We start from the raw sequence: 14,867 nt of genomic DNA, 5'->3' as shown, positions 1-14,867 counted from the left end.
GTCGGCCGGGCCCTCTTCTCCCCTGAAGGAGCACGTTCAGCATGACCGAAACGACCGTTGAACCGCAGGCCCCACCGCAAGAAGCCACGACCAGCCCGGCCCCGACCGAGCCCACCGCCACGGCCAAGGCCAAGGAGGTGGAGCACACCCCGGGCGGTTTCCCCGTGGGGCCGCTGTCCCTGACCGGGACGAACACCGCCGCCGGACTCCTGGCCACCGCCGCCCTGGTCGGCGGCCCGATCGCCGCCGCGATCGCGATGACCGGCGCCGCTGTCCTGGGTACCGCCGCCGCCCACCAGCGCAGCAAGGACCGCAAGAAGAAGCCCGCGGCAAAGCCCACCCCAGCCGCCAACCGCACCGCCGGGGGAAAACAGGGCCGCAGCACCCTGGGCCGGATCCCCTCCCAGCCCCGCACTAGCGCTCGTACCGGTGGGGGATCTGGATCCCCCCGCCGGGCCGGTGGCGGGCAGGCCCGGCACCGCGCGGCCGCCGCGGCCGGTGTCCGGTCTGCTGGCCGGTCCGGCGCTTCGTTCAACAAGGCGGGGAAGCCGTCCGCCCGTCAGCGGGCTGGGCAGGCAGTCGGTCGTCTGGCCGGTGGCCGGGCCGGGCAGGTCCGCGACCTGCGCTCCCAGGCCAAGACACAGGCCCCGACCCGATCCGCTGCCCGCACGGCTGCAGTTCAGGCACGCCGCCAGGTCGCAGACACCCGGCGGGCAGCAAAAGCCGCCGCGCGCGCCACCTCCACCGGTACGAAGGCGCGTGGTCCGGCTGCCCGCACCCTCGCCAAGTCCATGGGCAAGGCCGCCGCCGTCCGCGACAAGGCCGTTGGCGCCGTCCGCTCCTTGCGGGACCGCGGCGCGGGCCGGGCGGTCGCCAACGGCCGGGCCGGTGTCCAGGACAAGGCGTTCCGCAAGCGGGTCAAGCAGCTCGCCGCCCCCGCCCGCAAGGCGACGCGGAAGGCTCTGCGGAAGTCCGCGGCCCGTTTCCACGCCCGCCGGGCGATGGCCGGCGTGCTCGGCGCGCTGCTGGGCGCCATCGGCCTGCTGACCACACCGCTTGGCCGGAAGCTCGGCTGGGCCTGGCTCCAGAATCCCGGGCGCCGCCTCTACCGGCGTCTCCTGGCCCGTGCCGAGGACGAACGCCACGAGCGTGACCTCGGCATTGCCGCGCAGCACGACGCCGACATGGAGGAGGTCCTGGCCGAGGCCAGGACCGAGCAGGAGGCCGAAGGCGACCTCCTCGGTGACCGCGCCGCCCGTCCCACCACGCACGTTCCCGCACCTCCCGTCAGCCAAGGAGTAGCTGTGAGCAACGCATCCGGGTTCAGGTTCGAAGAGCTCGCCGCCGAGATGGAGCAGGCGGCCCAGGCCTACGAGCCCGAGAACGCCATGGAGATCCTCGCGATGATCGAGGGCCTGCCCGAGGCTCTCGCGTCGATCGCGAACGTCATGCAGATCCTCGCGGAGCGCTCCGACACCGAGTTCCCGCTGGAGAAGGAAGTCGCGGACGGCTTCGCCGACATCTACGGCGCGATCAACTCCGCCGTCGCCGTGGCCGAGGACCTGGGACCTGCCTTCCGCAAGGCACACGAGGCCGACATCGCCCGCCACGAGGACCCCCGCAACGGGCCCGAGGCCGAGAAGGGCTGGAACGTCTGATGACCACCACCAACACCGTCACCCACAACGGGCTCGCGCTGGACTGGGCCGCCGGCCACGGCCCCATCACCGGCGCCCTGTCCGCCACCACCGGCGCCTACGCCGTCGCCACCGTCGGCACCCTCGCCCACATGCCCCCGACCTGGGCCCTCGCGATCGGGACGGTCGGCGCGATCGGGCACACCGCTTCGGGGCTGCGGCAGAAGCTCGCGGCTCGCACGATCGGCGCGCGGGCCGCGTCCTGGCTGCTCGGGTCCGGCTGGACCACGTGGGCGTTGGCCACCGGCCCGCTCACCTGGACCGCGCTGGGCTCCCTCGCTGTGATCGGTGTCGGCATGGGGGCCGCGGCCCGCTCGGTCGGCTTCTACGAGGAAGCCCGCGAACTCGAAGCCATCGCCGCCGCCGAGCGGCAGGTGGCCCGCGAGCTGTCCGCCGACCGGCGGGCCATCGCCGCTGAGTGGGTGGACCGGGTCCAGCGGGTCTGCGGGATCACCCTGCGGATTGTGGCCGTGGAGATGTGGCCGACGAACACCGGCTTCACCATCGACGCCGAACTCCCCGCGGGCGGCACCACCTACGACCGGATCGCCCGCGAGAACGCCCGCCTGTCCGCCGATGCCCGCCTCCCGCACGGCTGCACCGCCGCCGCATCCCCGGGCATCGACCAGGGCCGCGTCCTGATCGACGTGACCACGGTCAACGTCCTCGCGGCGGAAGTCCCCTACCCGGCCGACTACAGCGCTCTGTCGATCCACACCGGCATCCCGTGGGGCTACCGCACCAACGCGGAGGAGATCCTCACCTACCTCCGCGAGCAGTGCGCGCTGGTCGTGGGTCCAACCGGATCCGGTAAGACGAACATGGTCCACGTCATCCTGGCCGGGTTCGCCCGGGCCGACGACATCCTGACCTGGGTCATCGACCTCAACGCCGGATCGGCCGGCCTGCCCTGGATCCGGCCCGCCATGGACGGCTCCGGCCAGGGCCAGCCGGTGCGGCCCGGGATCGACTGGCTCGCCGCCAGCCACGAGGAAGCCCACCTGATGCTGGACGCGGCCCTGCGCGTCGGCAACTACCGCAAGCGCGCCTACCAGGACCTCATGGCCAAGGCCAACACCGACCTCCTGCCCATCAGCCACGAGATCCCGCAGATCATGCTGCTGATCGACGAGGGCGCGGAGATCCTGATCAGCCGGGACCCCGAAACCCGCAAGCTCGCCAAGAAGATCCTCGAAGTGATCCGGATGCTCCGCGCCATGGGCATCCGCACCGTCCTCACCGCCCTCGGTGCCACCGGCGCGGTCCTGGGGGACATGATGATCCGGCGCGAAGCCAAGACCCGCGTCGCCCTGACCGGCGGTGCGACCGAGGGCATGGACCTGTCCAAGCTGTTCCCCGGAGGGACCGGCCTGCGGATTGAGCAGGCACCCCACAAGGGCACCGGATTCATGGGAACCCCGGAATCCCCCGCCGCCCTCTTCGGGACCTGGCGGATCCTGCCGAACCAGATCCGCGACATCGTCCACGCCACCTCGGAGCGGCACCCATACCTGGACGCCGTCTCCGCCAAGGCTGCGGGCCCGGACTATGCCCGCCGCTGGGACACCGCCCGCACCGCATGGATCACCGAACACCAGCACACCGCAGCCGACCCCGACGCCAGCACGCCGGGCACCGCACCGACGGGCCGGACAGGTACGGGTCTGAACCTGTCCGCGCACCGCGAGCAGGCCCCGGCCGCCGCGGAGACGAGCGACATGGACGCGGAGTTCGAGCGGCTCATGTCCGTCGAGTTCGCCCCCGACCCCGAACCCGAGCAGGAGCAGCCGCGGCGGCCGGGGCTGAACCTGTCCGCGCACCGGGGCGAGGGCGGCCGGGATGCCGGGCCGGGCTGGCTGCCTGAAGCCGTCACCGCAATCTACGCGGCCGGGGCCGAGGGCATGAAGCCGGCGGCCGTCGCGGACCTCGTCGGCAAGGACCGCAAGACCGTCCGCGCTGCCCTGCGGGCCGCCGCCGAGCGGGGCGAGCTGGTCTACCGGGACAACGGACCGCACTCGGTCTACGTCCACCCCGACCACGCCTGACCGTGCACGGACAGCTACCGGGTACTGGGTAGTGGGGCACACCCCACTACCCAGTAGAACACCCCACTAGCGCCCCCACAGGCCCCCAACGGGCCCTTTCTACTGGGGACCCCACTACCCACTACCCAGTAGCCGCGCCCCACTAGAACCACGCAGAGCGACCACCCACAGCGGGCGGCCCCACCACCACGGGGGCCGCCCGCACCGCGTCCAGGAGCCTGCAATGCCCTATGAGCCCACGATCCAGAGCGCCACCCCCGCCACCCGCTACGGCGACCCCATCGTCTACCCGGCCGCGATCCACCAGCCCGCCATGCTGCCCACCGAACTCCCCCCGGGAGTCGAGATGGTCACCCTCCCCGGCGGCTACCGGACCCTCGCCTATACCCAGCCCCAGCACCTCGCCCCGGCCGCGCAGCCGGTCCCCGCATGGGCCAAGACCACCGCCCTCCTCGCCCCGACCGTCGGTGGCGGGATCGCCGCCGCCGGGTTCGGGATCTCCTACGCCGCACCGGGACTGATCGCCATGGCCGAAGCCCTCTGGGCCGCCATCGCCCTCATCGCCGCCGGCACCCTCGCCCCGCTCCTCCTCCGCGCCGGACGCGGAGCCATCGGCCGGGGTGCGGCGCCCATGCAGCACGTCACCCAGAACATCACCGCGTCCGGGATGTTCGGCCGCGCCACCGGAACCATCAACCAGCGCTGAGGAGAACACGTGCGACTGCGCATCCGCCGAACCGCCTGGCCTCGCCCGGCCCTGATCCTGACTGATACTCCCCAGCCTTCGTGCCCCCTCTGTCTCGGGGAGGGTGGCCACAACCACGACTACGGCGACCACAACGGCGAGTACGCCGGCACTGACTGGGAGCCCTGCACCTGCTGGGACGAAACCCGCCGACTGGTCCTTCTCCCGCTCCCGCCCCGCCGCTCCGGCGGCTACAGCGACGAACCGCCTTTCTGACATGCAAGAAGGGCGGCCCTCACTCACGCCAATGAACAGGGCCGCCCTCTTCCAGAACCTCAGAACTGGAGACCCCAAGCATGACCCAACCTGCCCCCATCCGGCGAGACGGCCGGGTACGACTGCTGGCCGAAGCCCTCGCCCTCGCCGCCCGCGGCTGGCCCGTCTTGCCGCTCCACCCCGGATCGAAGGCCCCCGCTCTCCATGGCGAAGACCGCTGCCCCCACACCGGCGGCTGTGCGGGCGGGCACCTGAAGTGGGAGCAGCGCGCGACCACTGACGGGGCCGCGATCGTCCGCTGCTGGACGCACAAGCCGTACAACATCGGCTTGGCCACCGGCCCCGCCGGACTGGTCGTGATCGACCTCGACACGCCCAAGCCCAACAGCAGTCAGGACGCGCCTAGCGGCGCGGAGAACTTCACGGCGCTCTGCGAGCGCGCCGGGCAGGCCGTCCCCACCACCTTCCGCACCCGGACCCCCTCCGGCGGGTCCCACCTGTACTTCACCGCCCCGTCCGGGATCCGGCTGGGGAACACGGCGGGCAAGCTCGGTCCGCTCATCGATACCCGCGCGCACGGCGGATACGTCGTCGCGCCCGGCAGCAGTACCGCGGCGGGGATGTACGAGGTGACCGACCCCGCCCCGGTCACCGAGTTCCCCGGCTGGCTGCTGCCCCTGCTCCAGCCGCCCGCCCCCGTCCCGGCCCGTCGGCTCGTGGCGCCGGCCGTCAGCGGCACCAGCGCGGCCCGCGCAGCGCTGGACGCCGAGTGCAACGTCGTCCGTACCGCCCCCGCGGGGCAGGCGAACAACACGCTCAACCGGTGCGCCTTCAAGGTGGGGCGCTTCGTCGCATGGGGCGACCTGGCCCGCGACGAGGTGGAGGTGGCCTTCCAAGGAGCGGGGGAGGAGCGGGGACTCACCGCTGCCGAGTGCCGCTCCACGATCCGCAGCGCCCTGGACAGCTCCGCCCGTACGGTCCGGGCCCGGGATGCGGCATGAGCACCCGACCTCATCCCCGCTTGGAAGGCCCCACCCCGGCGCCCACCGGCCCCAGCTCCGCCGAACCGGCCCCGGCCACGGACGGCAATGGCGCGCCGAAGGTCGTCGCCGAAGGCGTCCTTTCATCTGTTCGCTCGAACCCGTCCTTCGACGACGGACGCCGGCCCGTCGCCTGGCTCCACATCAGTGCCCCTGGCCGCGGCGTCACCCCGTCCGCCCGGTCCTGGTGCCAGTGCGGGCGGGACCTGTTCGCCGCCGGCCAGACCCGCGCGCTCGCGCTGATCGACGACCACGTGCGCCACCGCACCGTCTGCCCCCAGCTCGTATCCCAGGAAGGGAAGGCCGCCTGATGAGCGACCCCAAGCCCCAGGCCGCGCCCATCGACGGTGCCGCGCTGCTCGACGAGGTGGAGGCCTTCCACCGCCGGTTCAACATCTTCCCCAGGGAGGGCGCCTACGTCGCCGTCGCCCTGTGGGATGCACACGCGCACCTGCTCGACGCGTTCGACTCCACCCCCCGCATCGCGTTCCTCTCCCCGGAACCCGGCTCCGGAAAGTCCCGAGCCCTGGAGATCATGGAGACGCTCGTACCCAACAAGATGGCCGCCGTGGACGCCTCCCCGTCCGCGCTGTTCCGGTCCGTCGCCGGTATCGAGGGGGAGCGGCCCACGATCCTCTACGACGAGATCGACACCGTGTTCGGCCCCAAAGCTGGAGACAACGAGCAGCTCCGCGGCTTCCTCAACGCCGGACACCGACGCGGACGGCTGATGTACCGGTGCGTCGGTGACGGTGCCAACCAGACCGTGCAGGGCTTCCCGTCCTACTGCGCCGTGGCCATGGCCGGCCTTGGCGGACTGCCCGACACAATCCTGGACCGCTCGGTCATCATCCGCATGCGGCGCCGCGCCCCCAACGAGAAGGTCGAGCCCTACCGTCTCGGCACCCACGAGCAGCAGGGCAACGCGATCCGAGACCGCCTCGCCCTCTGGGCCGACCAGGTCCGTGACAAGGTCAAGGCCACATGGCCCGCGATGCCCGAAGGCGTCACGGACCGCCCCGCCGACGTCTGGGAGCCGCTCCTCGCCGTCGCCGACGCGGCTGGCGGCGACTGGCCCGAGCGGGCCCGAGCGGCCTGCATCGAGCTGATCAAGTCGTCGCAGTCGAACGGCAAGGCATCGCTGGGCATCCGGCTGCTCACCGACCTGCGCGACCACGTCCTGATCGGACTCGACAAACTGCCCACCATCGCCGTCCTCGACCGGCTCAACGCCCTGGAAGACGCGCCCTGGGCCGACATCGACGGCAAGCCGCTCGACTCCCGCAGCCTGTCGAAGATGCTCAAGGAGTACCGGACCGGCAACGACGAGCCGATCGTCTCCCGGAACATCCGCACCGCCGGCGGCATCCTCAAGGGCTACTACGCCGTGGACCTCCAAGACGCGTGGACCCGCTACTGCCCGCCGCCGCAGAACTCCGCTACATCCGCTACGCCGCTACAGACCAGCTCACAGCCGGTGCTCGCGTAGCGGCAACCCCAGATGTAGCGGCTACACCCCTGCCCCCACGAGCCCCTCGGCAGGCCGGTCCCGGCGCACCCTGGGCCCGGCCCGAGAAGCCGTGAAGCGGGATGTAGCCGCTACATCGAACCCCTCCGCTACACCCGCACCCCCGCTGACCTGCGATGTAGCGGCGTAGCGGATGTAGCGGACTTCCCAAGAGGGAGGGAAGCCCTCCCGTGGTCTCGAAGGAGAGACGTCCATGGCCCGCCCACAGATGCTCAAGCTCCTCGAAGTACTGGCAGAGATCGGCATGAGCCGAGCCGCGTTCTACCGGATGCGCGCACGGGGACAAGGCCCGCGGCTCATCAAGCTGCCCAACGGCCAGCTCCGCGTTCGCCGCGCGGATCTGGACGCCTGGCTGTCCGAGTGCGAGGAAGTCGCCGCCTGACCTGCCCCGTCCAGAGAGAGGGCCCACCCTTCGGTGGGCCCTCTCTCCAGTTGGAGAGAAAATGCTGACGTACGACGTTGACATCTGGTCCATCCGGGAGCGGAAGGGGCGCCCCAAGCCGTTCGAGCTTCGGTGGCGAGCAGGGGAGCGGCCGCACTCCCGAAGCTTCAAGCTCAAGGTGCAGGCTGACGGTCGCCGTTCCGAACTGCTCGCCGCGCTGCGGAACCGGGAACAGTTCGACGAGCAGACCGGTCTGCCGGCCTCGGAGTTCGAAGCCCTGAGTACGCCTACGTGGTACGAGCACGCCACGGCCTACGTGCTGATGAAGTGGCCGAAGGCCGCAGCCAAGCACCGCGCGAGCATCGCCGAGACGTTCGCCACCGTGACGCCGGCGTTCGTTTCCAGCTCACGCGGCGCTCCCGACTCCGCCGTCTTGCGGAAGGCTCTGTACGGGTGGGCGTTCCGCGCAGTACAGGCAGACGACGGACCTCTTCGTCTGCGGCACGAGGTCGAGACGCCGCCGGAGGACATCGCAGCCGCCCTCGCCTGGGTCGCATCGAGCACGGTCAAGATGACCGAGGTTGCGCGGTCCGACCGCCTACGTGGGGCCCTTGATGCCCTGTCCAAGAAGCTCAACGGAAAGCCCGCTGCGGACAACACGGTGAACCGGAAGCGCATGGTCATGAGCAACGCTCTGCGCTACGCCGTGGAGCGCGGCACCCTCCCCGCGAACCCCCTCGGCCGTCTCGACTGGACCGCGCCCGACAAGGACGACGAGGTCGATTTCCGGTACGTACCCAACCCCGATCAGGCCGCGGCTCTGATCGACGCCGTAAGGCAGTCCGGCGGCCGGGGGGAGCACATGGCCGCCTTCTTCGGCTGCCTGTACTACGCGGCCATGCGCCCTTCGGAGATCGCTGCCCTGCGCGCCTCTGACTGCACCTTGCCCGCAACCGGGTGGGGAGAGCTGGTCCTCGCGGGAAGCCGTCCCGAGGTCGGCTCGGGGTGGACCGACGACGGGCAGTCGTTCGAGCAGCGCGGACTGAAGCGGCGGGCCCGAACAGCAACAAGGTCCGTACCCATCCCGCCCGTCCTGACCACGATGCTCCGGGACCACAAGGAGAAGTACGGGGTCGCCGACGACGGTCGCCTCTTCCGGGCCGCGCAGGGGGGACGGGTCCGCTCGACGGAGTACTGCAACCTCTGGGATGCGGCGCGACACAAGGCCCTGCCGGCGGAAGAGGCCAAGACGCCACTCGCAGACGTGCCGTACTCGCTCCGGCACGCGGGGGTGTCCCTGTGGATCAACTCCGGCGTGGACCCGATGGAGGTCGCGCAACGAGCCGGGCACAGCCTCACGGTGCTCTTCCGCTTCTACGCCAAGATCCTGAAGGGTCAGCAGTCCCGAGCGAACGAGCTCATCGAGAAGGGTCTCAGCGGCGGGTAAGCCCCCGGATCTGGCCCACACATGGCCCATACGTGCTGGTCAACAGCGGGATACGGGCGATCCAAGGTGAGACAGGGTGAGCAGAGAGGGCGGGCACCCGAATCGGGTGCCCGCCCTCTGACCTGCTACTTCTCTGACCTGGCGGTGGGTGTGGGATTTGAACCCACGGTGACATCGCTGCCACGACGGTTTTCAAGACCGTTCCCTTAGGCCGCTCGGGCAACCCACCTGGCGGGTACAGAGTACCGGGCGGTGGGGGTGGGCGGCGCTGGGGATTCTCGGAGGGTCAGGCGGTCTGGGCCTTGTCGTAGGCCGCCTTCGCCTCGTTGCCGAAGTACGGGCCGAACATGCGGTTCGGGAGGAACGTGTAGCCGAAGCTGTTCACGGAGACCTGGGTGCCCAGGCCGGTCGCCTCGTTGAAGTCCTGGAACCAAGGGCCGCCGCTGGAGCCGCCGGTCATGTTGCACGGCAGGCTGTGGTCCTTGGTCAGCAGGAAGTCCTTGCCGCTGTTGCCGCTGCAGTACACGAGTTTGGTGCCGTCGTACGGGGCCGCCGCCGGGAAGCCGAAGGCGTACATCTTCTTGTTGTAGCCGCCGTTGAAGACGATGCCCTGGGCTCCGACGGTCTGGCTGAGCGTCCGTCCGTTCAGCGGTGCGACGACCGCCAGGCCGACGTCCATGTTCATGTCCTCGCTCGCCACCCACTGGTCGGTCGCGAAGGTCTTGGTGGCCCTCCACTGCCCGTAGGGCGCGTTCCCGTTGTCGTACCCCGGGACGAAGATCCAGTCGGTGTGCCAGGCGCCCTGGTACTTCACGCAGTGGCCGGCGGTGATCACCGTGCTGCCGTTGGCGCTGGTGATCGAGTCGCCCGAGCAGGAGGCGCTCTTCCCGTTGAAGGTGAAGAAGACCCGGCCCGAGGTTTTGACCACCGCGCCACCGGACGTCCAGGCTCCGCCCGGCTGGGGGAAGGCCGCGGGGAGGGCCGTGGCGGAGTCGCTCGCCGGGGTCGGGGCGATGGTCGTGGGGCGCTCCGCGGTGGTGGGCGCCGTACGGGCGGCCGCGCCCGGGGCGGCAATGCCCGGGGTGGCCGTGATGTCCAGCGGGGTGGCGGCCCGCATCCGCTCGGCCGACCAGGAGCCCGGCGCGGGGCGCTGCGCGGCGGCCGAGGGGGAGGCCGCCGTCAACGCACCCGCGAGCAGGGCCCCCGTCGCGAGCAAGACCGATATGGCTGTCCGATGGCGATTCACGCATGACTCCTTCTGCCGTGCCCGGATGAAGAGTTGTCGGTGCGGATCGGGGGCAGAGTGGCACGCCGGGAACGAGATGTCAGGCACCAGTCGGAACGTTCGGTCGGTTCCGGCCAGGAAATGGCCAACTCCGGTTAGGTGGTGAGGAGGACACCCGCGTACGAGGCTCCGGCCACCACCACCCAGGCCGCGAGGCCCAGGAGAGCGGCCCGGCCGCCGGTACGGGACAGGGTGGGCAGGTGGACCGCGCTGCCCAGGCCGAACAGGGCGGCGGCCAGCAGCAGTTCCTGGGCCGTGTGCGCCCACTCCAGCGCTACGCCGGGCAGTAGCCCGGTGGCGCGCAGCGCGGCTGCCGCGAGGAACCCGGCCACGAACAGCGGCACGGGGGCCGGCCTGCGGCCCGATGAGGTGCGTATTCCGCGCCTGTGGGCCCGTACGGAGAAGGCCACCACGGCGACCAGCGGGGCCAGCATCGCCACGCGCATCAGCTTGACCAGCACCGCTTCGCCGAGGGCTCCGGGCCCGGCCGTCTGGGCGGTCGCCACTACCTGGCCGACGTCGTGGACGCTCGCGCCCACCCAGCGGCCGAAATCCGGGTCGGAGAGTCCGAGTGGAGACTGGAGGAGCGGGAGGACGGCGATGGCGAGGGTTCCGCACAGGGTGACCAGGGCCACCGAGGAGGCCACGTCCTCCTCGTCGCTGCCCGATACCTGGCTGACGGCTCCGATGGCCGAGGCTCCGCAGATCGAGTACCCGGTGGCGATCAGCAACGGCTGGTCCCCGGGGAGTCCGAGCCGCCGGCCGAGCCAGAGGGTACCGAGGAAGGTCGCCGCCACCACCGCGCCCACCATCGCCACGGTGGCCCAGCCCAGCCGGAGCACCTCGTCCAGCCCCAGTGCCAGGCCCAGCAGGACGATACCGATCCGCATCAGGCGCCGCCCTGCCAGGGACAGGCCAGGGCGCGCGGGGCCCCGTACGAAGCCCCGTAGACGGGGGAGGTGGGCCGCGGCGATGCCGAGCACCACCGACACCGTCAGCATCGGCGCCCAGGGCGCCAGCCGGTGCACCGACCAGGCCGCCAGGACTCCGGCCGCCGCGAGGCCCAACCCGGGCCATGATGACGATGTTTCACGTGAAACATCGCCCGGATCCGGTGATCCCGCCCCGCGCACCGGGCGGTTCAGCAGGGCCATCAGTCGGTCGGGAGCGTGTAGACGCGGCGGACACTGCTGCCCAGGCGTACGACGTCGGCGCCGTAGACGTGCAGGGATATCGCCTTCGTGCGACAGGAGTTGCGGACCTTGTGGATGTCGCCGGGCGGGGCGAATCCGCAGACCTCACCGGGGCCGTTGACCACGTGCTCGGTCGCCACCAGCCGGGCGCCGGTGGTGGCCGTGGCGGGGGCGAGGCGGTAGCGGAGCTCGCTCTCCTCCCCCTCGTGCACACCGGCCACGCACCACGAGACGTGGTCGTGGATGGCGGTCTCCTGGCCCGGCAGCCACACCAGGGCCACCACGGAGAAGCTTCCGTCCGGCTCCGCGTGCAGGACGTGCTGCCGGTAGCGGTCGGGGTGACCCTCGCGCTGCCCGGCGGTGAGCAGACCGGGCGTCCCCAGGTGCGGGGCGAGGCGTTCGCCGACCAGGTAGGCGGTCAGGTCGGGGGCCAGTCCCCGGTCCACGACCGTACGGATCTCACTGACGAGGGCGGCCGTCCTCGCGGTCGTGCGGGCCGGCGTGGTGGTGGTCATAGGGGCAGCGTCGAGGAGCCCACCCATCACGTCCAACGACAGTTGTGAGCTGAAATCCCAAGCCCGGCTTATGGGTTGGGGCGGAGCCGGGACGTTCGGCGGTCCGGTTCAGCAGCCGACGCGGTTCGAGGCCGCCTGCCTCAGGGCCTCCAGCACCGCCGCCGTCGCCGGGACCCGCAGATGATCGCGGTACACGTGCGCGGCGATGTGACGACGCGCGGCCGGCAGGAGGGCCCGCCCGCACACCTTGCTCAGCGAGAGCGAGGGCAGCACCAGGGCGGGCATCATGGCCACGCCCAGGCCCTGCGCGACCAGGCTCTGGACCACCAGGTTGTCGTCCGTGGCGAACCGGATGTCGGGCACGAAGCCGAGCTCCGCGCATTCGTGCAGCAGGTTCGCCCGGCAGCGCGGGCAGCCGGCGATCCACCGCTCTTCGGAGAGGTCCGCGAGGTGCACGGCCCGCCGCCGGGCCAGCTGGTGCCCGGTCGGAAGCAGCACCGTCAGCTGGTCCTCCATGAGCCTGACCTCGGCGACCTCCTCCGGGACCTCCTCGTGCAGGCCGGGATAGGTGAAGGCCAGGGTGATGTCGCACTCGCCCCGCTCCAGCCTGCGCAAGGAGTCCGGGGGCTCCCCCTCCAGCAGCTCGACCTGGATGCCCGGGTGCTCCTTGGCCAGGCTGCTCAGGGCTTCCGGGACCAGGGTGACGTTGGCGCTGGGGAAGCCGCAGAGCCGGACGCGGCCGGTCCGCAGCCGGGCGTAGGCCTTCAACTGGGCCTCGGCGGCGGAGAGACTGCCGAGGATGGCCTCGGCGTGCCGGGCCATCGACTCCCCGGCCTCGGTGAGCTGCATGCGGCGTCCCACGCGGGTGAACAGCGGGGTGCCGACGGCGCGCTCGAGCGCCTTCATCTGCTGGGTGATCGCGGGCTGGGTGTACCCGAGGACCCGGGCGGCGGCCGAGTAGGACCCCGAGGCGACCACCTCGTGGAAGGTCCGTATGTGCCGCGAATCGAACACGGTCGAAGCATAAGCGGACGTTGGGAGGGGCCGCAGGCACAATCGCGCCTACGACCCCTCACCTTCAAGCCAGTTGGCCCTGCCCGCCCGCAGGCGGCCGGCCTCTACTTGTCGCCGACCCGCGAGCCGAGCGTGATGTCCACCGTGTTCGGCTTGCCGCCGCGCAGGTAGGTCATCTTCACCGTGTCACCCGGCTTGTACGTCCAGATCTCGCTGATCAGGGTCGGGCCGCTGTCGATCGGCTTGCCGCCGAGCTCGGTGATGATGTCGCCGGGCTTCAGCCCCGCCTTGCCCGCCGGACCGTTCGGGTCGACCAGCTCGTTGGCCGAGGCGCCCGTCTCGGAGATCTTCGCGCCGTCGGTCTTGGCCGCGAGGTCCACGGAGACCGAGATCACCGGGTAGACCGGCTTGCCCGTCTTGATGAGCGATTCGGCGACGTTCTTCGCCTGGTTGACCGGAATGGCGAAACCGAGGCCGATGGAGCCGGCCTGGCCACCGCCGAAGCCGCCGCTGCCTGCCGACTGGATCGCGGAGTTGATCCCGATGACCGCGCCGCGGCTGTCGAGCAGCGGACCACCGGAGTTGCCCGGGTTGATCGAGGCGTCCGTCTGCAGGGCGCTCATGTACGAGTTCTTGCCGCTGGAGCCGTCACCCGAGGCGACCGGCCGGTTCTTGGCGCTGACGATGCCGGTGGTGACGGTGTTGGACAGGCCGAACGGAGCGCCGATCGCGATGGTCGAGTCGCCGACGGCGACCTTGTCCGAGTCGCCGAGGGGCAGCGGCTTGAGCCCGGACGGCGGGTTCTTCAGCTTGATGACGGCGACGTCGTACCCCTGGGCCCGGCCGACGACCTCAGCCTCGTACCTCTTGCCGTCGGAGAACGTCGCGCTGAGCTTGCCGCCGTTGGCCGCGGAGGCGACCACGTGGTTGTTCGTGAGGATGTGGCCCTGCTGGTCGTAGACGAAGCCGGTGCCGGTGCCGCCCTCGCCGTCGCCGGCCGAGGCCTCGATGGTGACGACGCTGGGGAGCGCGCCGGCGGCCAGGCCCGCGACGGAGCCCGGATCGCGCTTGAGGTCCTTGGGCGTGTTGCCGGCGCTGACCGTGGTGGAGCCGGAGCCGTCGCCACTGCGGTCGGCGGCCCAGTAGCCGACGCCGCCGCCGACGGCTCCCGCGAGGAGCGCCGCCGCGAGGACGCCGGCGATCATGCCGCCCTTGCCCTTCCGCTTGGGCTGCGGTGCGCCGTCGGTGGCCAGGGGCACGCCCCAGCCGCCACCGCCCTGGCCGTCACCGGCCCCGTACGCGGGGGCCGCGGGCGGCGGGGGAGGCCAGCCCTCGGCGCCCATCGCCTGCGGCGCGGGAGCGGGGGCATGGGTGGGAGCGGGAGCATCGGCGTACGCCGGGGTGACCGGCGGGACCGGGCTCTCGGCGTACACGGGAGCTGGGGCCGGGGCTGGCGCCGGGGCCGGAGGCTGGACGGCCGCGGCAACCTGGGTCACCGGGGTCTGATGTGCCGGGGTCTGCGCTGCCGTGGTTTGCGCTGCCGGGGGCTGGGGGAGCTGCTGGGTCGGCTCGGTGCCGGGCGCGGGCGTCGGCGGCAACTGCTGCGTCACCGGCTCCACGGGCGCCGGTGCGGCGGGCGCGACCGGCGCGGCGTCGACGGGCGCGGCCACCGGGGGTACGGGCGGAGCCGCGGGGGGCGTCGGGGCCGCGGTGCCCTCGTTCTCGGTGCTCACAGCGCTCTCTCCTCGTCACACACGGCT

General features: G+C 71.6%; 14 protein-coding genes and 1 tRNA gene. 9 read left to right on the top strand and 6 right to left on the bottom strand.

The window, feature by feature from the left end:
- The first annotated feature begins 41 nt into the window (after positions 1-41).
- The 9 genes from MTF69_RS05850 (at position 42) to MTF69_RS05810 (ending at position 9,100) form a co-directional block, all read left to right on the top strand.
- Positions 42-1,658 carry a hypothetical protein gene (locus tag MTF69_RS05850; protein WP_243331287.1) on the top strand — a complete coding sequence of 539 codons (1,617 nt, stop codon included), beginning with the start codon at positions 42-44 and terminating at the stop codon, positions 1,656-1,658.
- Positions 1,658-3,742 (top strand): hypothetical protein, encoded by a 2,085-nt coding sequence (locus tag MTF69_RS05845; protein ID WP_243331286.1) that lies wholly within the window; start codon positions 1,658-1,660, stop codon positions 3,740-3,742. The genes MTF69_RS05850 and MTF69_RS05845 overlap by 1 nt, the downstream gene beginning before the upstream one ends.
- A 223-nt stretch (positions 3,743-3,965) precedes the next feature.
- A complete protein-coding gene (locus tag MTF69_RS05840) occupies positions 3,966-4,448 on the top strand; it encodes a hypothetical protein (RefSeq protein WP_243331284.1) in 483 nt (160 codons plus the stop codon).
- A gap of 9 nt (positions 4,449-4,457) precedes the next feature.
- Positions 4,458-4,703 (top strand): hypothetical protein, encoded by a 246-nt coding sequence (locus MTF69_RS05835; protein ID WP_243331282.1) that lies wholly within the window; start codon positions 4,458-4,460, stop codon positions 4,701-4,703.
- Between the two features lie 80 nt (positions 4,704-4,783).
- Positions 4,784-5,704 carry a bifunctional DNA primase/polymerase gene (locus tag MTF69_RS05830; RefSeq protein WP_243331280.1) on the top strand — a complete coding sequence of 307 codons (921 nt, stop codon included), beginning with the start codon at positions 4,784-4,786 and terminating at the stop codon, positions 5,702-5,704.
- Entirely contained in the window at positions 5,701-6,054 is a 354-nt protein-coding gene (locus MTF69_RS05825) for a hypothetical protein (protein WP_243331279.1), read from the top strand. Before MTF69_RS05830 ends, MTF69_RS05825 begins: the two co-directional genes overlap by 4 nt.
- Positions 6,054-7,232, top strand: a complete 1,179-nt coding sequence (locus MTF69_RS05820; protein WP_243331277.1) for a DUF3631 domain-containing protein — start codon at positions 6,054-6,056, stop codon at positions 7,230-7,232. The genes MTF69_RS05825 and MTF69_RS05820 overlap by 1 nt, the downstream gene beginning before the upstream one ends.
- Before the next feature lie 232 nt (positions 7,233-7,464).
- Entirely contained in the window at positions 7,465-7,653 is a 189-nt protein-coding gene (locus MTF69_RS05815; RefSeq protein WP_243331275.1) for an AlpA family transcriptional regulator, read from the top strand.
- Positions 7,654-7,714: 61 nt separating this feature from the next.
- Positions 7,715-9,100, top strand: a complete 1,386-nt coding sequence (locus tag MTF69_RS05810; protein ID WP_243331273.1) for a tyrosine-type recombinase/integrase — start codon at positions 7,715-7,717, stop codon at positions 9,098-9,100.
- Positions 9,101-9,239: 139 nt separating this feature from the next.
- Here the strand turns inward: MTF69_RS05810 and MTF69_RS05805 are convergent.
- The 6 genes from MTF69_RS05805 to MTF69_RS05780 form a co-directional block, all read right to left on the bottom strand.
- Positions 9,240-9,329: transfer RNA gene (locus MTF69_RS05805), tRNA-Ser, on the bottom strand.
- Between the two features lie 57 nt (positions 9,330-9,386).
- A complete protein-coding gene (locus tag MTF69_RS05800; protein ID WP_243331271.1) occupies positions 9,387-10,346 on the bottom strand; it encodes a serine protease in 960 nt (319 codons plus the stop codon).
- A gap of 134 nt (positions 10,347-10,480) precedes the next feature.
- Complete coding sequence (locus tag MTF69_RS05795) at positions 10,481-11,539, bottom strand: YeiH family protein (RefSeq protein WP_243331269.1); 1,059 nt, start codon at positions 11,537-11,539, stop codon at positions 10,481-10,483.
- Positions 11,539-12,093: a cysteine dioxygenase family protein gene (locus tag MTF69_RS05790; RefSeq protein WP_243331268.1), complete on the bottom strand. Its 555-nt coding sequence runs from the start codon at positions 12,091-12,093 to the stop codon at positions 11,539-11,541. Before MTF69_RS05790 ends, MTF69_RS05795 begins: the two co-directional genes overlap by 1 nt.
- A 108-nt stretch (positions 12,094-12,201) precedes the next feature.
- On the bottom strand, positions 12,202-13,107 hold the full coding sequence (locus tag MTF69_RS05785; protein WP_243331266.1) for a LysR family transcriptional regulator: 906 nt from the start codon (positions 13,105-13,107) through the stop codon (positions 12,202-12,204).
- A 104-nt stretch (positions 13,108-13,211) separates the two neighbouring features.
- Entirely contained in the window at positions 13,212-14,840 is a 1,629-nt protein-coding gene (locus tag MTF69_RS05780; RefSeq protein ID WP_243331264.1) for a S1C family serine protease, read from the bottom strand.
- Between the last annotated feature and the right edge of the window lie 27 nt (positions 14,841-14,867).

It is taken from the genome of Streptomyces sp. AP-93 (assembly GCF_022808175.1).
Taxonomy (GTDB): Bacteria; Actinomycetota; Actinomycetes; order Streptomycetales; family Streptomycetaceae; genus Streptomyces.
The sequence above is the reverse complement of the archived record's forward strand: the minus strand, read 5'-3'. Positions and strand labels throughout refer to the sequence as shown.